Genomic DNA, 19,970 nt, shown 5'->3' with positions numbered 1-19,970 from the left:
TTAGTAAGCTATTTGTGAACAAGTTATCAGTACCAATGTAATTAAAGAAATATATTAAAAATATCACATCTATATATTTAATATATTCATCTATGCTTGAATCAAAACCACTTCGACATTTTCTTGCTGTTGCTCAGTTTGGTAACTTCACTAAGGCCGCGAAAGCGCTGCATATCGCACAGTCTGCATTAAGTATCTCTATTAAAAAACTAGAACAGAAACTTGAGTTGGTCCTCTTCCGTCGCGGAGATAAATCCGTCACGTTAACGGAAGAGGGGAAGGTGCTGTTTGAACATGCGAAGCGAATAGGCCAGCAGTTCGATGATGCTCAACTCGCGATGGATGAGCTAAAGGGACTAGAAAAAGGAGAGGTTCGATTAGGCGCTCCAAGCATGATGGGCAGTTATTTTTTCCCTCAAGTCGTGATGGCCTTTAAAAGGCAATACCCAAACTTAAAGTTGACTTTGATAGATGCTGGAACCGCATCGATTCGAGAAATGTTGTTAAACGGCGACCTCGATATTGGCGTAATTAACCATGAAAATTTGCCCGATGATCTTGAGACCGACCACCTGCTAAGTTCTGAGATGCTTGCGGTCGTTTGTAAAGACCACCCACTCGCAAGCCAACCATCCATCACCTTTGAAGAGTTTTTCGCACAAGAATTGATCATGTTTAAGTCGGGTTACTTCCATCGTGATTTTATTGATGCGACCTGCAAAAAATATAATCTAGATATGACCATCGCCTTCGAAACCAATTTGCTGCCGATGATTCTTTCTATCGTGAAGAGAGACTTTGCAATCACAGCGCTTCTTAGTTTGGTTACGGAATACGAGTCAGATGTAGTGGGGCTACCATTTAAAGAGCCGGTTAAACTGGATTTGTCTCTAGCTTGGAGAAAAGAAGGTTACCTATCGAAAGCAGATAGAACTTTTATTGACTTCGTTAAGTGGTATGTGTGATTTAGAATCAATTGGATAAAACAAAGCCCGCACATCCTGGGTTGGACATTCGGGCTTTGCTTATAGAATTATAACGTTGTCAGAGAACGTTAGGTGTTCTTTGAGTTATACATCTTATCGAAGTTTTTCTGATTCCAGCCAACCATCACTTGGTCACCGATCTTAAGCACGGGGATAGAACGAGCACCCATCGCTTGCAACTCTTTACGGCCACGCTGCATCTTTGCATTCGTTAGGCGGTAAACAATTTTCTTAGAGTCTAAATACCTTTGGGCATCTTTACAGTGCGGGCATTTGTCTGCGACGTACAATACAACACGTTTCATTTTTTCATTCTCTTGGTGAATCTCGCTAAAGTGTAACGAATCCTAGGTGATTAGAAAAGTGTGATCAGTTACACTATGCGGTTCAATTTTCAAGACCACAACGTATTGTCGTGGTGTAACTTGTACGGTCTTTCAGCATGCATCCTTCTTTACGCTATATTCAAGGCTACCCTAAGCACATTCTTGATCCTGTGACTCAACTTGTAGAGTCGGGTAAATTGGTGCCGTGGTTTGAAGCTCGCTACCCAAAGAATCATGAAATAAAAAGCGAGAAAGCCCTGTTTGACTATGCGATTGAGATAAAAAATCGCTACATGAAAAAAACACCGCCGATCAGCAAAGTGATTTACGACGGCAAGATACACCTAATCAACAATGCATTAGGTCTGCATTCTTACGTTGCCAAGAATCACGGTGGAAAGATCAAATCAAAGAATGAAATTCGTATCGCTAGTGTTTTTAAAAATGCACCAGAACCTTTGCTAAGAATGCTGGTGGTACACGAACTGGCGCATATCAAAGAGAAAGAGCACGACAAAGCCTTTTACCAACTATGCTGTCACATGGAACCGGAATATCATCAACTTGAGTTGGATGCCCGTTTATTCATGATGTATTTAGATTTAAAGAAGTAGCCCAATGAGCCAATCACAAAATAGAACGACGCTAAGCCTGTCAAAAAACAGTACTTCATCAGCAAAAACAAAAGACAACCAAGCTAAAGAAGGCAGCGACAAGCGTATTTCTACAAAGAACACATCGAATAAGAGCCGCAAGAATAGTGCTGCCCCTAAAGGCGCTGGCAATAACAAAGCAAAGCGACCTTTTGCAAAAGATAGCAAAGGTAAGCAGGGTGCGAATAAAGGAACATCGAATAAGGGTTCTTTCAACAAAACGGCTTTTAACAAAAACGCAGCTCAGAAAAGACGTTCGGCTGAAAAACCTCAAGGTGGATTACACCCAAGAAACCAGCACACTGGTCGTTATGACTTCGAGTTGTTGGTTGCCGCGTTGCCTGAGCTAAAAGATCACCTGATCAAGAGCCCGGTAGGCGAAGACACCATTAATTTCTCTGATCCGTTAGCCGTTAAGCTCCTCAACAAAGCTTTACTGGCGCATCACTATGGCGTTAAACATTGGGGTATTCCTGCGGGTTACTTGTGCCCACCAATTCCTGGTCGTGCAGACTACATTCACAGAGTGGCAGACATCTTAAATAGCGATGGCCAAGGCGAACCATATAACCACGCGTCTGTGAAAGCGTTAGATATTGGTGTTGGAGCAAATTGTATTTACCCTATCATTGGTGCTACAGAGTATAAGTGGCGTTGTACAGGGACGGATGTTGATCCAGTATCCATCAAAACAGCGAACTTCATTGCGGAAAGTAACCCTAATCTAAAAGGTAAGATCCGAGCTCGCCTACAAGCTGACTCTGAATCTATCTTTAAGGGCGTGATTAAGGATAATGAACGTTACGATGTCACTATTTGTAATCCTCCATTCCACAGCTCTCTTGAAGAAGCGGAAAAGGGGTCACAACGTAAATTGGATAATCTAGCGGCGAACCGTGCTAAGAAAGCCGGCCAGCCATTCAAGCCAGAAACGAACAAGAAGCCAGCCAAGCAAAATAAATCAAGTAAGCAAGATAAACCAACTTTAAACTTTGGTGGTCAAAAAGCTGAACTTTGGTGCCCGGGTGGCGAAGCCGCTTTCATTATGAAGATGGCGAGAGAGAGTCAACTTTTTGCTACTCAAGTTTTGTGGTTTACGACATTGATTTCTAAGAAAGACAACGTCGATATGGTTCGTTCAGAATTGGGTAAGCTACGAGCTAAACAAGTAAAAGTGGTAGAGATGTCGCAAGGCCAGAAGGTAAGTCGCTTTATCGCATGGACCTTCATGGACGATGAGCAAAGACAAGAGTGGATTGCGCTAAAATAGCGGCTGCGCTTAGTTAAGACATTAAGCTGAAATACGGACGGGCTTGTTGTTAACGCAACAAGCCCGTTTTTTATGTTTTTCATATTCGCTAGGCAGAAAGCAACTCATCTAACTTACTCTGATATTTCTGCTCTAGAGCACTGTTACCTGCTTTTTGTTCAAGCTCGACCAAGATTTTAAGCGATGGAATTTGATATCCATAACGCTGGTGGAATTTGAATAAACGCAGTCTCGCGTCATTATAATCCGCTTCACTTACTTCGATTTTAGAAAGCTGTAATATCGACTTTACTCGATTCGGATCGTGGTCAATCGCCCTGCTGAAGTAGTACTTCGCTTGGTCGGTATTGCCAGCCTTAAATGCGCAAAACGCGGCGTTCTCATAACTGGCAGACACCAAGTAGTAGTAGGGTTGATCAATGGCGCGATTGAAGTACTTATCGGCTTGTTCGTATTCGCCCTGTTTACACAAAAATGTACCGTAGTTATTCAACACATTGCCGTTTCTTGAATCGAGACTGAGAGCTTTGCGATAAGTCGTTCTTGCTTCTTCAATTTCGCCCACTTGTTCGTAGTAATGCGCCATTGAAAGTCGAGCACGGTAGTAGCTAGGTGCGTGTTTAATGGCGAGCTCAAGGTTTTCACGCGCTCTCACCATATTGCCTTGTCCCATATAGCCTAAACCTAATTCGATTCTAGATTCAGACATCGCAATAGGGTCGCTTTCAATTTTTGGCGGACCTTCAGTGACAGAGACGCAACCGACCAACGAAAGCGAGGCGAGTAGTAGCAGACTTGATAACGAAAGAGGGCGGGACAACGAAATCGGATTTGAGAATAACAGCTTGGCAGGCATGTGAAGCTCCTTATGAACACCAACCCATCATATGAAAACAAACCCATTGAAGTGGTAAATCTATTATGGAATGCGACCCACACACCATAAAAAAACCGCGTCCAATTCGTCGTTTTATCAACAATCTACTGAACACGGCTTTATTGGACTTTATCTGATTAACCAAATGCCTTACTAGTTAAATGACTTATCGTTTAATCGTCTTTAGTGAAATTTTCTTCGCTGAAATGATCCAGGTCGTAAGGCGTTTGTTGGTAAACGCAGTAGTTTAGCCAGTTAGAGAACAACAAGTGGCCATGACTACGCCAGCTTGCAACAGGCTTGTTGTCTGGATTGTTGTTCGGGTAGTAATTGATTGGAATAACAGGCTCCATGCCTTCACCTAAATCACGAATGTATTCATTGTGAAGTGTATGGGAGTCGTATTCAGGGTGGCCCGTTACAAACACGTTTCGCTTATCTTTGGTCGCCGCTAGGTATACACCCGCAACATCAGAAGTCGCAAGAACATCAAGGTCGGTATGCTCGGCTAAGTACTCCTGAGAAAAATCTGCATAACGAGAATGCGGAGCTAAGAACGTATCGTCGAAGCCACGTAAAATAGGGTGGTATGGGTTATGTATCTCGTGGTTATAAACACCAGACAGCTTCTCTTTACGAGTTCGTTTAGGCAAATCATACAATAACTTCAAACCAGCCTGAGCCGCCCAACATACATATAGAGTTGAAGTAACGTGTTTGTTTGCCCATTCCATGATGGTTTTCAGATGGTCCCAGTAGATAACATCTTCAAATTGAACCAAGCCAAGCGGCGCACCAGTGATGATCAATCCATCAAAGTTTCTTCCTTTGACCATTTCAAATTGGCGGTAAAAGTTATCTAGGTGTTCAGTCGGTGTGTTTTTACTTGGTCGGTCATCAATGCGCAGCAGCTCTACGTCCACTTGCAATGGGCTGTTTGATAGTAGGCGTAAGAATTGAGTTTCGGTTTCAATCTTCTTCGGCATTAGGTTGAGGATCAAGACTCGAAGTGGACGAATTTCCTGTGTCGATGCTCTTGATAACGGCATAACGAAGATGTTTTCTTCACGAAGAACATCGGATGCTGGCAATTGGTCTGGAATGCGAATAGGCACAGCTTTCTCCCTAAGCTAGATATGTAGACGTCTATACATCTAAATCTATAGTAGTTTGATACGCTTGTCGATATGCAAAATGGATAGATGTAAATTATTTGTGTTTTCTATCAGAAGCAATCCACAGGCATCTAAGGGAGTCTCATAGTATTCAGTGATTGTCTGAGTCGAGTGTAAGTACTTGGTTTTCGGTTGTTGTGCAAAGGCAGTTATCACAGAAACTCTTTACTATTTACGATAAACTCATGTTTTCGAATTAGCTAATAAAGTGACAGATGAAGTTAATACTCATTCGAGGGTTGCCCGGTTCTGGTAAATCAACAAAAGCAAAAACCTACGATGCATTGCATGTTGAAGCCGATATGTATTATGTGAATGAGCAAGGTGAGTACCATTTTGACCCTAGGCAGCTGCAACAAGCACATGAGTGGTGTCAAAACTCGGCTGAAAACGGCTTAAAGCAAGGGCTTGACGTTGTTGTCTCGAATACCTTTATTAAACAATGGGAAATGAAGGCTTACCGTCACCTTGCACGTAAATATAAAGCAGATTTGATTATCGAAGTCTGCCGAGAGCAATATGGCACTATTCACGACATTGAACCTTCGGTGATTAAACGAATGGCGAAAGATTGGCAAGAATAGCCTCGTTCTTCCTCTGCTTGCGTGGCTGAATGGTAAATAGAATTAAATTAATAGAACAACTCCAAGGTAACGATTGAAATGGCAAAGCGTTCTGTTGTGGTCGACATGACTTCTTATGGGATCTACACAACGTGGGATTCCAAATCTAAAGACCTTCCAAAAATCCAAGAGTTCACCACCACGGTTGATGCTGAAATCGACGTGGAATTTGGCTATATCCTGAATATCAAAAAAGCCAAAGGTGAGAAGATCCGTTACTGCATTTATCACCCGAACATCACTACGGACGAAGGTGAAGTGCTCGAACCGTTCGATGGCGAAGAGTATGTCGGTAACAACGACTGGGATTTCTACTTAGGTGACACCATCTGGGCGCCAGTATCAAACAAGATTGGTAAATGGCGTATGACGGTCGAGCTCAAAGGCAACATCATTGCAGATAAGACATTCGACCTGGTAGCAAAAGACGAAGGCCAATTCTGGAAGCGTAGAGGGTTTTAGGTTCGACCTTCTATGTTCACCTAAATAGCAAAAAGCCGAGCATCGTGTTGATGTCTCGGCTTTTTTCATTGTGCTAGATAGAAGTGACGACCCAACTAATGGATTCGATTATTGCGTTACGTAAGCCACAACAAACTCAGTGATTGCGACCATGTCTTTCACTGCAATGTACTCTTCAGTGGTGTGAACTTTCGCCATACCAGTAGAAAGGTTAACTGTTGTCAGGCCTTTTGCGTTGAAGTTGTTTGCATCGCTACCGCCGCCAGTGCGTTTAGTGTTCGCTGTTACGCCAAGCTTCTCAAACGCCGATTTGATAGAAAGAATGTGCGGATGATCGTCTGCAATAACGAATGCATCGTAAGCACGAGTTGATTCGATTTCTACTTCAGCGCCGAATTGCTTAGCACTTTCTTGGAATGTAGAGATCATGTGTTCAACTTGAGCCGTTAGCTTTTCGCCGTTTAGAGAGCGTGCTTCAGCCACGACTTTAAGCTCTGGCATTACGATGTTAGTTGCTTGACCGCCTTCAACAATACCAACGTTTGCTGTCGTTTCTTCATCGATACGAAGTAGGTTCATCTTGGTGATTGCGTCTGCAGCAACTTGAATTGCGCTGATGCCTTCTTCTGGCGCTAAACCAGCGTGAGCAGGGCGACCTTTGATTTTAGCAACAATCTTCTGCTGGCCAGGCGCCGCGTTTACGATAGTGCCAATTGGACCGCCTGTATCAAGTACGATTGCGTGCTCAGATTGAATGTAAGACATATCGAAGTTCAAAGAGCCGAACAGACCGCCTTCTTCGAATACAGTGAACGCAATCTCGATAGTTTTGTGCTCTTGGCCTTCAGCTTTGATGTAACGAACCGCTTCCATGATAGCTGCGATACCAGACTTGTCGTCACCACCTAGAATTGTGTTGCCTTTTGAACGGATGATACCGTCTTCGATGATTGGCTCAATGCCGATACCTGGCGTTACTGTGTCCATGTGGCAGCTGAACACAGTGCTACCTGGAAGAGTGCCATCTAGACGAGCGTAGATGTTGAAACCGTTAGACACTTCTTCAGGAACCGCCAGTTTGTGAACTTCAAAACCTAGTTCACCGAGTTGCTCAGCCAAAGCTTCAGCAATCGCTTTTTCGTTACGAGATTCACTATCAATTTTCACTAGATCGCAGAAATGTTCTACAAGACGTTGTTCATTAATTTGGGTCATTGTTAATTCTCATTATGCTTCCGCTTGTTCAAAAAGGCGCCGCGGAGGTAGGAACAGGAAAATCACTATAACGCCAATGAGCTAGATGATTGTCTGAGTTAAATCAAGAAAGTTGCCTGATTATTCTAATTAATGAGAAATAATCAACTCTGATCCACCAGTGAGCAGGATTTTAATCTGTATATCTGTCGGGTTTAATTTTTAATCGCTTTGAAAAACATCGATGATATTGGTGATGCGGTTTACTTAGCAATATATCGAGTTTATCTATATGGGTTATTTAGCGACGCCTTGCAGCATTTCAACCAGTTCGTCCTCTGTATAGAAGGTTCTCTTGCTAGTTCAATAACAGCGTAAGCCCCACCTTTTAACATGTAAGCTCGAGTTCCGCAGTGTTCATAGTGGAACCACTTACCGTCTACACATACATCGGTATAACATCTTGGAGTCTTGTTTAAGTTCCATATCAATTTCCTTATTAATATTTTCCTAACGTTTTTTAGACTAGTTGATCATAAATCTAGGTAAATGAATCTAGAGTGTAATTGATGATTTGCTTCTCAAAATAGGAGAGGTGTGTCTAGCGAAGGAACGACATCTCGCTGAGCGATGCGCTCAAAGGTCGTGATTCTGGTTGGCAACTCTTGCTCTTTTGCTTGCCAGGTCATGCTTTTCTACATACGCTAGCCACTCTCTTAATCCCTATACAGACTTGATTGTGTTGGAAAATGACTAATATCTTTATCGTTGTAATTGTTCTGGTTGTGTTCTTTTACTTTATTCAAAAGTATGTGGTGAAACACGATGACACCAAAGACTATGCTTATCAGAAGAAAGGGGCGTTGATGTCGGCGCAACAGGCGACATTCTATAATGCGCTAAAATCCGCTGTGGGTAACCATGGGGAAGTGTTTGCGAAAGTCAGCATGTCGAGCGTGCTTGTTCCTGCTAAGACGAACAACAAGAAGAATTGGTTTATCGCCAATAACAAGATCTCACGTAGCTATTTCGACTTTGTTGTTTGCGACCCGCGAACGTTAGAGCCCCGAGTGATCATCGAACTTGATAACGGTAAAGAGCTCAATAAAGGAAAAGTCGAGCGCGAGAAACTGTTGATTCACGTTTGCAAATCAGCAGGCCTACCATTGATTGGTGCTTCAATTAAACACAGCTATCAAGTGAGTCGTTTGAAGAGGCTGTTGGCAGCGCACATTGATTTGATCGAGCCATCGAAAGAAGTTCGATTCTGTAAAAAGTGTGGCAGCCCGATGATCATTAAACTGGCAAGCCAAGGTGATTACAAAGGCCGACGATTCTTCACTTGTAGCCGTCAGTCCAATTGTACTTATACCGAAAATTACAACGTTGTATTCGATGTAGATGAGGAATAACGTCAAGTAATACTTATTACTTAGTGTGATGTAACTCAACTTTATTTGCGTTTCACGTATAAAAATTCAACGCATTGGTGCGAATAAGAGCAAACGGTTGATTCAAGTGTAATTTCTACTTGCGCCACAATAAATCAGTCGTTAATATCTTCCTCGTTCTAAAGGAATGCGTCCGTAGCTCAGTTGGTTAGAGTACCGCCTTGACATGGCGGGGGTCGGTGATTCGAGTTCACTCGGACGCACCATTCCTTCTTTAGTTTTTATTGCATAACTATTGAGTTTGTCACAATGGTAGTAATAAAAAATTAGAACATCGCCCGCTTAGCTCAGTTGGTTAGAGTACTTGCATGACATGCAAGGTGTCACTGGTTCGAGTCCAGTAGCGGGCACCAAATTCGTTCTTTCTGAACAAGCAAAAAGCCCACCTAGCGTGGGCTTTTTTGTGTCTGAGTTTCTGGAAAGTACCTTAAATAGCATCATTCTTGTCTGCCTCCCCGTTGAATAATTATTGGATGAGCTAAGTGACTCATATCTCTCAAACTCGATTTGTGACCGCGTGGTGACCATGCTGTGACAACCTTCTAAGCATCTACAATTGGGAGTAACAGAACATTTAAGAAATAGTCATCAGCACATTTTTAAAAAGAGTGCTCTCGTTAATCTGAGTCTGGTGCGGTTTGAAGGGTCCAGCACTACGGTTAATGCAAAACTACTATAGAACTTAGGCTCAAGTTATCAACGTTAACTTTGTGCGGCCAGTGAAGTGGGTGTGCAATAAATTATAGTGTTCTTGTTAACGGGTGATGGCTGATGAGTTATTTCAAGGTGAACTAGGCGCCAGTTGTAGGTGAGGGTAGATTCAAGAAGAGTATGGAAATGTTCAAAAATGGGAAATAGAAAAGAGCCAAATAAACATGGGTTCATTTGGCTCCTTTTTTAGTAGCTCTCATTAATGCAATTGCTTCAAAGAAAAACTGATCCGTGATTGCATTGCAATCAACAGCCAACTGGCATCTCGATTATTTGGTTTGTCTTTACATAGATGTAGTGCTTTTAGTACACCGCGCGTGACTGAATCAATAAAGACATGTTCATGATGGAATTTATCTGGCCACAGTTCAGTACGTTGCTTGATAAGTTCGTAAATTTCATCGTATAGCTAATCAATATCTTGATGAGAGATTTTCTGAAAACGCTGAGCCTGAAGAATGTCACAGCACAAACTGGTGCAGTGAATAGCTAGAGGTGAATAAGCCATTTACTTCCCTCCATTTAAATTAGCATCTAATAACTTTTCAAAAGCACTGCCGTCTTGCCTGGTTAGGTTTGGTATATATCGGCTGTAAACTGTGAATAGCATCTTTGTAGTGGTATGGCCCATTTGGCGAGCTATCCACTCAGGTGCTTCTCCGGCTGCTAACCATAATGTTGCAGCCGTATGTCGAGTCTCATAAGGGCGGCGATATTCCATTCCCAAGTTTTTAAGTGTCGGCTTCCAGATTCGGTCTCTGACGTTACCTTTATCTAAAGGGTTTCCAGCTGCATTGCAGAACACATACTCCTTAGTACCAGTCACTTTGTATTGGGATTTTATAGCTTTAAGTACAACAGATGACATTTGAATGTCTCTTGTTGAACCCACCGTTTTCGTTGTGTCTGAACGGCCGTGTACAAACGTTTCTCGAACTGAAATTAAACCACGCTCAAAATCTACGTACTTCCATTTCAGACCATCGATCTCTGAGGTGCGCATTCCGGTGAAGAAACGAACGGTGAAGTAATCTTTAAAATCGGAACGTACCGATGATAAAAACAAGTTCACTTCGTTAAAATCAAACGGGTTTACATTAGTGCGTTCAACACGTAGTGGTTTGATGTTTTCAAACGTCGAACGAAAATCGTAGCGATCTGCGGCTTCGCTCAAAATCATGCGCAGTGGTGTCATGACATGATTAATGAACTCGGCAGATAATTTTTTGCCGTTGTTACGCGGTTTCACTAAAGAAGCACGGTACTTTAAGATGTCAGGTCGAGAGATCTTCGCGACGTCTAAATGCCCGAAGTGGGGTACAAGGTACGACCATAAGTAGATCTTCACACTGTCCTTATAGCTCTCTTTCCAACGCACTTCGTTTTCGTCATACCACTCCTGTGCGAAGCTTTCGAACAAGACAGTTTCAATTCCTTGTAGCTCTTGTACTGCCGTTTTGTAATTACCAAGTACTTCCTGTTTGCGTTTTTGAGCTTGGATGTCTTGTTTCAAAAATGTTTGAGCTTTCTTAGACTCAGGGAAGTACTCACTATATACAAAACAACTCAGGCGAATGTCCGCTTCAATTTGATTTAGCAGTTTCTGTAGCTTGCGTTGGTTTACTTGAGTTGCAGGCAGTGCAGTTTGCTCACGGCAACGCATACCTTCATATCGGAAGTCGAGATAGAGCTTACCGCTACGTGAATTGATACTACCCATGACACACCCTCCCGCCAGCCATTGGAATATACTGAAGGTTACGTGATGCAGATTGGTATAATTCTGCCTCTACCTCTTCCCAAATGTAGAGAATTTTTCTACCATTGAATGGTCGAATGTAGTGCTTACCTTCGATGAAAATTGAATCTCGCAGAGTCGAATTGATATAGTTGGCGCTAAATTTGATACGACCTGCAAGCTCTTTTGCTGTAAGTAATAATTGGTCCATTTGACCTCCATTGTTTGTGTTTTAACAAGACACAAAATCAGCTTAACCATACTTTTGTGTTTTATCAAGACACATTATTATATCTTTTAGGAATTGATGTGTGATTAGATATAACTTAAAGGAACTTATAGATAAAAAATCAGCGGAAGAGGGACGGAAGATCTCTGGAGCTCAAATTGCTGCCGAAATAGGTATTCAGCGTTCGGCCATGGCGAAAATGATCCGAGATGAAGGGTACACTACAACCACAAAAACTCTTGATGCCTTGTGTCAGTACTTTGATTGTGATGTGTCAGAGGTTATTTGGTATCAGAAAAGGAATATTAGCTAAAAACTTATCGAGTGAAATGTAGGGTGTTTTTAGTCGTCACTTTACAATAGATGTAGGCTGCTGTTTTAAAGCATTCAGCAAAGAGCGTTTATCCATGGATCTTTACACCATAAATACAGTCAGCCCTAGTTTCGAGTAGACAGGTAATATTCCATCTAGAACATCACCAATCTTATCGGGCTGTCTCGAACGAACCTTGATTTATCTAGGTAGACTTTCGTCAAAGTGAGCAGTCAATTGATAGGCTTCTGGTTGTTCTTTTAGCAGCTTTTGGTCTTGTATGACGCCCATACGTCGCAAGTAATAATTGACTAAAGCTCCACGAGTTACTATTTCCATCTTCTTGCTTTTCATAGCGTAGTCGTCTGCAACAACAACTTGCTGTTGTTCAGACAAGTAAGGATTAGGTGTAATCGTTAACTTAACTTGATGGTTCCAGTTATGATCATGTTCTCGCATTTTTGGTGACTTATCCATTAAGTCAGGTTCGTTCCTAAAGCGACTTAACACGAAATCTCGAAATTCATTTTTCTCTTCACAATATGCTCTTACATGCCACCTGATCCCATCATAGACTAAGCTGTGAGGCGCAATAATTCGACCTCGAACCTCAGGTGTAGAGAGCGATACATAGTCAATATCGACGCGAAGGTTAGCCCTTGCTGCCGCGATTAATCCTCGAACAATGCTTGGTGATATAGCCCTTTCAGGGACGTTCAATACGGTCGATTGAGCTTCCCCCCAATTAAAGAACTCAAAGGTCTCTTCTTGGTTATATTGCTGATGAAGCATGATTAGATACTCATGAGCAGTACCTTGAGTAAACAAAGGCTTAAAGTTGTCTGCTGGTCTATAGCCTTTAATTGTCCTATCCAGTATCAATTGACCTTGGTCAGTTAAGCTAATGTACTTGTTGATATCCCTTGAAGCTTGTTGTCTCCCTATGTGAAAAGCATCACATAGGTGATTTGTCGTCAGTCGACCCTCCCAAAGAGCAATTATCTCAATTAGTCGAAATCGTACTTGTTGGTCCCATTTGATATCTGCTTGACTCATGTTCGTGCTCATAAATGTTACATGTTGATGTATACAGTATATACATGTAGTAACAAAGTACATATATTTATTATGGATATTGAGAAGGGCAGGAAAAGTCAGGAATCTTTACTGTGAGAGAGTCGATGGTATTGAAAGCTGTAACCTGATTTAGTGGCCACAAATTCAAACTGGTTGATTTTCAGTCAAGAAAAACAACATAACTAGAGATAGATACGATGATGTATGCCGGATTGACCAAAGTTATCGCAATAAATTCTTATCAGAAAAACAAGATGTTTTCTGAGTATTCTTTTGACGCTCCCACTCAGATCACTGGCGGTAACGGAGAAGGCAAAACATCACTTTTAAGGCTCATTCCGTTCTTTTATGGAGCGACTGGCACGCAGATCGTCAGGAAATCGAATGTCAATAAGCCCTTTGCAGAATGGTATTTACCACACAACAACAGTTATATTGTTTTCGAGTACATTACTGCTCGTGGTCAAGTTGCTCATGTCATTTGTTATCGAAACCTTAGTACTAAAGGTGGCATTGTGTACCTTTTCGTTAAAGGTCAGTTTGAGCAGTCAGTGATCATTAAACAAGATAGCGAAGAAAAGCCTTATGCAATCGGCTGTGCAAAGCTGGCTGGGGAGCTGAACGCCAACGGTTTGGATTACGAGTCGCGTATTACTAGCGTCAAAGAGTACCGCGAAATTATCCAAAACATTAATGCAGGGAATTTGAGCAACCAGTTCCTGAGCTACTCTTTGTGCTCTGGTCGTCATGATGTCCGTCACATTGAAAAAATCACAGCGGCGTTGATTCAAGGTGAATTCAATATGGCCGACACAAAGGCGCTTTTCCTGGATATCCTCGAGCAAGGAAATAGCACATTAGAGTTTGGTGTGGATGCAAACAGAATTGAACAATGGTGTGATGACTACAACGGCCTAACAGCGTTCCTAGCCAAAAAAGAAGCGTTCATTGAAGCTATTGCGAACAATAAGCAGATTGCCTATCTAACCACTCAGCTCGCAAGTGCCTTAATAACCATTCGTGATGCGTCTGAAAGCCTTGATGAATCTCTTAAGAAAACCGAACTCGAGCGCTCAGATTTTCTTGAAAACAGCGACAAGCAGATTGGCGAAATTAATCAAGATAAGCTTGATAAAGAGGTTCAAAAGAGCGCTCTTCAACGCTCTATCACAAGTATTAACTCTGAGATCGAAGTACATCACAGCAAGCTTCTAACATACGAAAATAGTGGTTATCCAGAGCTGTCCGTTAAGCTTAAGCAATTGCCAGAAATGGAAGACAGGGTGGCACAACAAAGACAAAGTTACGCCGATCTTGAAACTAAGATAAATGATGCCAAAGCAAAGTATGAGAAAGACAAACAAAGCCTTGTTAGTAAGTTCAACAAAGAAAAGTCTGACCTAACAGAGCAAAAACTTGATGCCGAAAAAGAGTGCAAGGTTAAAAAAGACAAGATAGACGATGTATATCAGCCACAGTTAAAGGAACTGACCCAAACCCATACGAGTTTTACAGCGGATAAATCCCAGGCTCTCATGGAACATAAAGCTGAACTTGCCACTCAAAAACAGCGACTAAAGAACCCAGATATTGATGAGCTTCTCATTGAACAGAGAGAGCTGTTGGAGTCTGAGAAAGACAGATTGCAAGAACAAGTAGACACGCTAAAACACACGACAACTGTGAGCGAGAAGGCAGGAGCCAACTTACAAACTAAACGTGAGAAGCTACTCGAAAGGTTAGAGGCCACTCGTCGAAATATGCGCGATGCCGAAGCCAGATTCAAAGTGGTCAGTAACCGATTAGACCCAGACTCAGGAACCTTGTACTCGTTCTTGGAAGCTAATCGACAGGGATGGCAAAGCTCTCCACTTGGTCGTGTTCTTACCGATGAGCTTTTGATGGACACGACACTCACACCATCGATGACTGAAGATTCGGGTTCTATGTACGATTTATACATCGATACGAGCAACCTAGCTGATTGTAGTGTCACCAACAAAGCTGATGTGGAAGAGCAGGCTCAATTGATGGACCTTATCGGTGAGCTTGAAGACGCAGAGGCCGATTTCAATAAGCACATTTTGAAAAATGACTCTGATGTTAAGCAGTCAGCGCTTGAGTTGTCACGACAACGCAATGAGCTGCGAAACACTGAGGGTGACCTAACACAAACGAAGGTTAACCTTTATAACAAGAAAATAGAGATTGCCCGTGCAAAAGAGGGCTTAATCGAAAAAATTAATATAAGCATCAAATCGATTGAGAAAGCTATAGCCCTGATTGAGCAGGAAATCTCAGTGACGCTTGAACGTTTTGAAGAGGCAAAATTAGAGCTAAACAACGACAGGCTTACTCAAATTAGCAATGTTGAATCATCACTTGATCTCACGATCGGAGCTATAAATGAATTACTGGAAAAAAGTACTCTGACGTTAGGCGAGGACAAACAGCGCATCAAAACGGAATATGAACAGCGGTTGAGTGATCAAGGTATTAGCGGTGAAATCTATCAACGCTACAAAGAAGAAATTGAATTGCTTGATAATGAGATCAAAAACTTAAAAGTGAAGTCTCATAAAATCAAAGAATACGAGATATGGCTTGCTGTTTATGAAGTGGATGATCCTAAGAGACGTGACGATCGCAATACTAAGGTTAAAGAACTTGAAACGGAGCATCAAGAGATTGAATCTTTTGAAATTAAACTGAAAGAGTTGAGAGCCAAAGCACATCGAACCAAAAAAGAGTTTGATGAGAAGCTTTCTATCTTGAGAAACCACAAACAGCGAGCTGACAGTGCAATCTCTCGCCTAACTAACTATGTGATGTTTGAGGGCGAAGAAGGCAGCCAAGAAGCGCTCGATTATAACAGCGATTTAAATTCACTATTGAGTGATGTGGAGAGCAAACTCCCGGAGTTAGAGAGGCTTACTAAGCTACGTAAAAAAGATATACAACAGATGGAAACTATCACTCTCAACCTTGGTGACGGGGAGCTGTATCGTTTCTGGAATGAAAGCAGCCGAAACACCATTACAGAGGATATTGTTGCTAGTGACTCTAAGCGAATAGATGTTCTAGAAATCATCATGAATGACATTATTCCTCAGGTGACCAGCATAACAATTGAAAGCGCGGTCAACATGGGCCGTATGCTCGTTGACTTCAAGCATCGGTTACTTGGCTTCGATCGTGATATTAAAAAACTTGGTCGTAATATCTCTGAACAAGTAAAACTCAATAACACGTTCTCGGTGGTTGGTTCTATTGACATTAACGTTGAGAGTTCACTTTCCAAACTGCAAGGTTGGCAAGATATTATCAACTTCTCTGAGATTTACGAAGAGTGGGACAAAACGGGATCTGCTGAGCTACCAACCAAAGAGTTTTTCAACGCTTTAAATACACTGACGTACCATATTAGTGCCGAGAAAGTTAAGAAGCCTACTGAGCTGTTTGATATCAAATTTGAAGTCATCGAGAACAACCAGCGTAAAACGGCCAAAACAGATAAAGATATGCGTGATTTGGCCAGTAATGGTACGAACTTGCTCATTCAATCCATGTTGTATTTAGCACTACTGACACAACAACGTGGAGCAAGTCGACTATCAATAACTTACCCAACCGACGAGATTGGTAAGCTGACGGCAGAAAACCAAGCCAAACTGCTCAAAATGATGGGGGCACATAACTTCAATGTTATTGCGGCTCAACCCGATGGCAATAATCGTACGGCCAACCTATTTAAGTATCTGTATCACTTAACGCCTTACAAGAACATTTTCAACAAACCTAAAGTAAGCAAACTTGCGTTAGCTAAAGCCGCTGAAACTAGCACAGGAGTAGAAGCATGAAGCCAGTATCACAAGTCCTAGAATCTCTACTTAGTGGTTGCTTTATCTGCCCAGCAACGGATCGTGAAGCTTACAAGACGCTTAAAGAGGATCGTACACGCCGAGAAATCAATCAAGCGTTGACTTTTATGGGCCGCGAGCTCCAATGTACGAGCAGAACCAGCGCTTATTATGTGACTTATAAAAATATCGACGACCACAATCGTCGTCAGGTCACCGCGTTGATGAGTAATGTACACGGTATCATTCGACCTGTGGTTAAGTTCGTGGCGACAGTCAGTGAGGCTGCTCAAGTTGAAGCAGTGATGGTTGGTGGTGATGAGTTAAATGTGCCTGTGCTGAGTGCGCAAATCCAATCGTCTCCTAGCTTGATGGAGAAACTCGATAGTATTTATCGACTTCCAAAAGTGAGTCGAAAAAAAGTGCGTGACAGTGCAGCTGATAAACTAAATGTGGTTGTTGAATTTCTGGTTAAAGAAGGGGTGGCTCATTTAGTAAACAAAGAGCGCCAACTCTATGTGATGACGGGAAAATTAGACTTTGTTTACGAGGTGCTCGATTTCATCGATACGCATGAAAAGATCGTTGAGACAGTTAACAAAGCAAACGAGAACCAAGGGGAGTTCAACTTTTGATGAGTCCTCAAAACAATGGGAAACATGGTGGCATTAACCACATGCTTCGCTTAATCAGCCAAGCAAAGGACACATTAACGCATGTTTTTGAAAATGGCACGATACGTGAAACTCATGAAAACGCCAATGACCTACGTAAATTAAAAGAAGCCCGTGTTGTTATCGTGACAAGCCGCGGCTACCGCGTGCACCCTAAGATGGAAGCATTGATGAACTACTTCCTTGAAACGGAAGCAAGTTCATTTCTCGGGACTCAACATGCTGAGCGCATTCCAGAAATTCAGGGCTTAGCGCAAGAATACCTGGAAGCTAAATTAAATGGCAAAAGAGAACAAGAGGCGGATAGGTTTAATAGCCTTGAAGGTGTGGTTTATGAAATCACAATGGACTTGCAAGAGTCTTGTCGCCGCTTAAGAAACCGTATCAGTTATGATTTTGGCTATGGCCATACGCTCGCTCAAAAACAAAAAGAGAACCAAGTTGCTATAGAGCAAGCTGAAAAGCTTGTTACTGGCATGAAAGCTTTCTCTTTTAAGTTGTTGAGTGAAATGGCTAGAGATAACTCAGAGCTCAACACCTTGTTTTGTGCTGAAATGCACAGTGCGATTCGTAGTTGCCAACAAGAGCTCGGATCTATCCTAATTCAACTCCGAGCTTTGATGCTGAAGTATCGTAACCGCGAGCGTGATAAGGACCTGATCAATGCCTTTGATCGGTTTATTGATCAAGAACCACACTGGACACCAAGTGACGATTTGATCTTGCCTGATGAGGTAGCAAAGCATGATGGTATACCGATGTTTTGGCTTTCTGAGCCTATACAATTTGCGCATCACCCAAATCCTGATGATATGGACCAAGAGCCGGAATTGGCCGATATTGTTGAAAAAATTACGGCACAGCCCGCCGAACAAGAAGAGCTTCCGGTTGTTGAAGAAGCTGAGCGCCGAGAATTAACTCTTGATGTTGAAATACAAGAGCTGATTGAAGCGGACATTGATTCACATTGCGATACCTTTTTTGCTGAAGCCTTTATTGGTAAGGGAAAAACCAGCATTTCCGCTTTGGAGTATTACGAGCAAATCAATAGTGACTTACCGGAAGATCTTGACCAGCTCACTTGCGCTAAAGACGTGTGGTTATTTAGCGTGCTTAATTTCCATAGTTCAATGCTTCCCGAAGATAGCAAAGGCTTTACCGTTGAGCCTATCGGGTCTTATACCTATTTAGCAAAAGGTAGCAATATAGGTTACGGCAACCTTCACTTAGAAGATGTGTCTATAGCGAGGAAAGTGTGAGTAGAATTATTGATGATATAACGGGTAGTGATTTAAATCGGTTAAAGCAACTGTTCTCTCCTGCGAAGGTTAATGAAGGTGCCAGTGTAGCGCTGAGTGGCGTGTTTGATACTTTTCATCGCGACTTTAGTGTTGGGAGCGCCAGAGGAGAACATTTGCAGCTGACGCCTAGAGATATACGTCAAATTAGGAAGGTGATTAAAGAGCAATCTGGTTTTGATCTTTTAACTGATCTCATCCCTAATTCTCGAACGGATATGGCTCAGTTCTTTCCTAACGAGAAGTTAAGCTCAAGTCCTGTCAAAGACAAGGTCATTAAAGTTTATGGGATTTTGTCCACGAACATAAATGGCAAATCGTATGAATTACAAGAGGGTATGAACATTGAGGTAGCTCTAAGCCATTTGACGAGCATTGAGCACAGCCAAATTGTAATTGTTGAAAACTATGAAGCATTCTCTAAGTTTAGATTAGTACAAACCGACATAGAGCCTAATCCTCTTATTGTTTACCGAGGAGACAAGGACACGGGAGTAATATCAAAAGAAATTGCGTTGGCTTTTCCAGGCGTAGAGCTTATAGCTTGGTTTGATACCGATCCTAAAGGTATTTCTTTAGCTTTATCATCGGGAGCGACTTATATGCTGCTACCTAATTTATCAACAGATACTCTCAAAGAACATGGCCGCTCAGAGCTATTTGCGGACCAATACCAAGACTGGAATCGAGTCTCAAAAATTATCCCCCCTAAGTTAGAGTCCATAATGTCTGAACTGGAAAAAGGGATAACCCAAGAGTCAATCATGGCAAATCAAATAGCCGTAAGGTTACATCAAATTTAGTCACCTTTACCCTGGGGTAATCAATCAAATGTTGTGAAGCTCATGCAGAGTGCCTACAAGACTGTTAGGTGCTGCTGATCTAGCCACTGAATTATTTATAAAGATTAAACGAATTTTGTGGCTTTTTTAAAATGCTCGATCATTTGGATATTTCCTTATCTTAAGGCACGTAAAAAGCGCCTAAAATTGGAGCTTTATCAATTCAACTCATTCAATTTCATATATAATCGCCCTCAATAGTCTGCGCTTG

Annotated in this window: 18 protein-coding genes, 2 tRNA genes and 1 pseudogene; 13 read left to right on the top strand and 8 right to left on the bottom strand. The window is 42.0% G+C overall.

Annotation, left to right across the window (positions count from 1 at the left end; genetic code table 11):
* Positions 1–92: 92 nt before the first annotated feature.
* Entirely contained in the window at positions 93–965 is an 873-nt protein-coding gene (locus L1D11_RS14245; RefSeq protein ID WP_239831874.1) for a LysR family transcriptional regulator, read from the top strand.
* Positions 966–1,054: 89 nt separating this feature from the next.
* Here L1D11_RS14245 and L1D11_RS14240 read toward each other — a convergent pair whose 3' ends face one another.
* Positions 1,055–1,291 (bottom strand): glutaredoxin family protein, encoded by a 237-nt coding sequence (locus tag L1D11_RS14240; RefSeq protein WP_016786183.1) that lies wholly within the window; start codon positions 1,289–1,291, stop codon positions 1,055–1,057.
* A 137-nt stretch (positions 1,292–1,428) separates the two neighbouring features.
* On the opposite strand from L1D11_RS14240, the gene L1D11_RS14235 reads away from it, so the two are divergent.
* On the top strand, positions 1,429–1,926 hold the full coding sequence (locus L1D11_RS14235) for a M48 family metallopeptidase (RefSeq protein ID WP_004734935.1): 498 nt from the start codon (positions 1,429–1,431) through the stop codon (positions 1,924–1,926).
* A gap of 4 nt (positions 1,927–1,930) precedes the next feature.
* Positions 1,931–3,235 carry a 23S rRNA (adenine(1618)-N(6))-methyltransferase RlmF gene (gene rlmF / locus L1D11_RS14230; RefSeq protein ID WP_239831817.1) on the top strand — a complete coding sequence of 435 codons (1,305 nt, stop codon included), beginning with the start codon at positions 1,931–1,933 and terminating at the stop codon, positions 3,233–3,235.
* An 88-nt stretch (positions 3,236–3,323) separates the two neighbouring features.
* On the opposite strand, the gene pilW is transcribed toward rlmF, so the two are convergent.
* Both pilW and metA read right to left on the bottom strand, forming a co-directional pair.
* Complete coding sequence (pilW, locus tag L1D11_RS14225; protein ID WP_239831818.1) at positions 3,324–4,091, bottom strand: type IV pilus biogenesis/stability protein PilW; 768 nt, start codon at positions 4,089–4,091, stop codon at positions 3,324–3,326.
* 194 nt (positions 4,092–4,285) lie between these two features.
* Positions 4,286–5,227: a homoserine O-succinyltransferase gene (gene metA, locus L1D11_RS14220; RefSeq protein WP_060981869.1), complete on the bottom strand. Its 942-nt coding sequence runs from the start codon at positions 5,225–5,227 to the stop codon at positions 4,286–4,288.
* A 275-nt stretch (positions 5,228–5,502) separates the two neighbouring features.
* Between metA and L1D11_RS14215 the strand changes: the two genes are divergently transcribed.
* The gene (locus tag L1D11_RS14215) at positions 5,503–5,871 is read left to right on the top strand and encodes an ATP-binding protein (protein WP_239831819.1); all 369 of its coding nucleotides are present in this window, start codon (positions 5,503–5,505) and stop codon (positions 5,869–5,871) included.
* Between the two features lie 78 nt (positions 5,872–5,949).
* Positions 5,950–6,372: a DUF3859 domain-containing protein gene (locus tag L1D11_RS14210; protein WP_239831820.1), complete on the top strand. Its 423-nt coding sequence runs from the start codon at positions 5,950–5,952 to the stop codon at positions 6,370–6,372.
* 108 nt (positions 6,373–6,480) lie between these two features.
* Here the strand turns inward: L1D11_RS14210 and L1D11_RS14205 are convergent, their stop codons facing one another.
* Positions 6,481–7,587, bottom strand: a complete 1,107-nt coding sequence (locus tag L1D11_RS14205; RefSeq protein WP_239831821.1) for a M20/M25/M40 family metallo-hydrolase — start codon at positions 7,585–7,587, stop codon at positions 6,481–6,483.
* A 276-nt stretch (positions 7,588–7,863) separates the two neighbouring features.
* Positions 7,864–8,054 (bottom strand): annotated as a pseudogene (locus L1D11_RS14200) (hypothetical protein).
* Between the two features lie 261 nt (positions 8,055–8,315).
* Here L1D11_RS14200 and L1D11_RS14195 point away from each other — a divergent pair.
* From L1D11_RS14195 to L1D11_RS14185, 3 genes are all read left to right on the top strand, one after another.
* Positions 8,316–8,978 (top strand): DUF2726 domain-containing protein, encoded by a 663-nt coding sequence (locus L1D11_RS14195; protein WP_239831822.1) that lies wholly within the window; start codon positions 8,316–8,318, stop codon positions 8,976–8,978.
* Between the two features lie 168 nt (positions 8,979–9,146).
* A tRNA-Val gene (locus L1D11_RS14190) sits at positions 9,147–9,223 on the top strand.
* 70 nt (positions 9,224–9,293) lie between these two features.
* Positions 9,294–9,370: transfer RNA gene (locus tag L1D11_RS14185), tRNA-Val, on the top strand.
* 866 nt (positions 9,371–10,236) lie between these two features.
* Here the strand turns inward: L1D11_RS14185 and L1D11_RS14180 are convergent.
* Both L1D11_RS14180 and L1D11_RS14175 read right to left on the bottom strand, forming a co-directional pair.
* Positions 10,237–11,448, bottom strand: coding sequence for a DUF3596 domain-containing protein (locus tag L1D11_RS14180; protein ID WP_239831823.1), 1,212 nt, complete (start codon positions 11,446–11,448; stop codon positions 10,237–10,239).
* The gene (locus tag L1D11_RS14175; RefSeq protein WP_102321027.1) at positions 11,441–11,677 is read right to left on the bottom strand and encodes a hypothetical protein; all 237 of its coding nucleotides are present in this window, start codon (positions 11,675–11,677) and stop codon (positions 11,441–11,443) included. The genes L1D11_RS14180 and L1D11_RS14175 overlap by 8 nt, the downstream gene beginning before the upstream one ends.
* Positions 11,678–11,777: 100 nt before the next feature.
* Here L1D11_RS14175 and L1D11_RS14170 point away from each other — a divergent pair, with 100 nt between their 5' ends.
* A complete protein-coding gene (locus tag L1D11_RS14170; protein ID WP_102393890.1) occupies positions 11,778–12,008 on the top strand; it encodes a helix-turn-helix transcriptional regulator in 231 nt (76 codons plus the stop codon).
* 201 nt (positions 12,009–12,209) lie between these two features.
* Here L1D11_RS14170 and L1D11_RS14165 read toward each other — a convergent pair whose 3' ends face one another.
* Positions 12,210–13,064, bottom strand: coding sequence for a WYL domain-containing protein (locus L1D11_RS14165; RefSeq protein ID WP_239831824.1), 855 nt, complete (start codon positions 13,062–13,064; stop codon positions 12,210–12,212).
* 218 nt (positions 13,065–13,282) lie between these two features.
* Here L1D11_RS14165 and L1D11_RS14160 point away from each other — a divergent pair, with 218 nt between their 5' ends.
* From L1D11_RS14160 to L1D11_RS14145, 4 genes are read left to right on the top strand one after another with little or no spacing between them, the layout of a single operon-like run.
* Positions 13,283–16,945, top strand: coding sequence for an ATP-binding protein (locus L1D11_RS14160; protein WP_275666899.1), 3,663 nt, complete (start codon positions 13,283–13,285; stop codon positions 16,943–16,945).
* Positions 16,942–17,580 carry a hypothetical protein gene (locus tag L1D11_RS14155; RefSeq protein WP_239831826.1) on the top strand — a complete coding sequence of 213 codons (639 nt, stop codon included), beginning with the start codon at positions 16,942–16,944 and terminating at the stop codon, positions 17,578–17,580. The genes L1D11_RS14160 and L1D11_RS14155 overlap by 4 nt, the downstream gene beginning before the upstream one ends.
* A complete protein-coding gene (locus L1D11_RS14150; protein ID WP_239831827.1) occupies positions 17,580–18,878 on the top strand; it encodes a hypothetical protein in 1,299 nt (432 codons plus the stop codon). Before L1D11_RS14155 ends, L1D11_RS14150 begins: the two co-directional genes overlap by 1 nt.
* Positions 18,875–19,720: a hypothetical protein gene (locus L1D11_RS14145; protein WP_239831828.1), complete on the top strand. Its 846-nt coding sequence runs from the start codon at positions 18,875–18,877 to the stop codon at positions 19,718–19,720. Before L1D11_RS14150 ends, L1D11_RS14145 begins: the two co-directional genes overlap by 4 nt.
* The last annotated feature ends 250 nt before the right edge of the window (positions 19,721–19,970 follow it).

Source organism: Vibrio sp. Isolate32 (genome assembly GCF_022397955.1).
Taxonomy (GTDB): Bacteria; Pseudomonadota; Gammaproteobacteria; order Enterobacterales; family Vibrionaceae; genus Vibrio.
The sequence above is the reverse complement of the archived record's forward strand: the minus strand, read 5'-3'. Positions and strand labels throughout refer to the sequence as shown.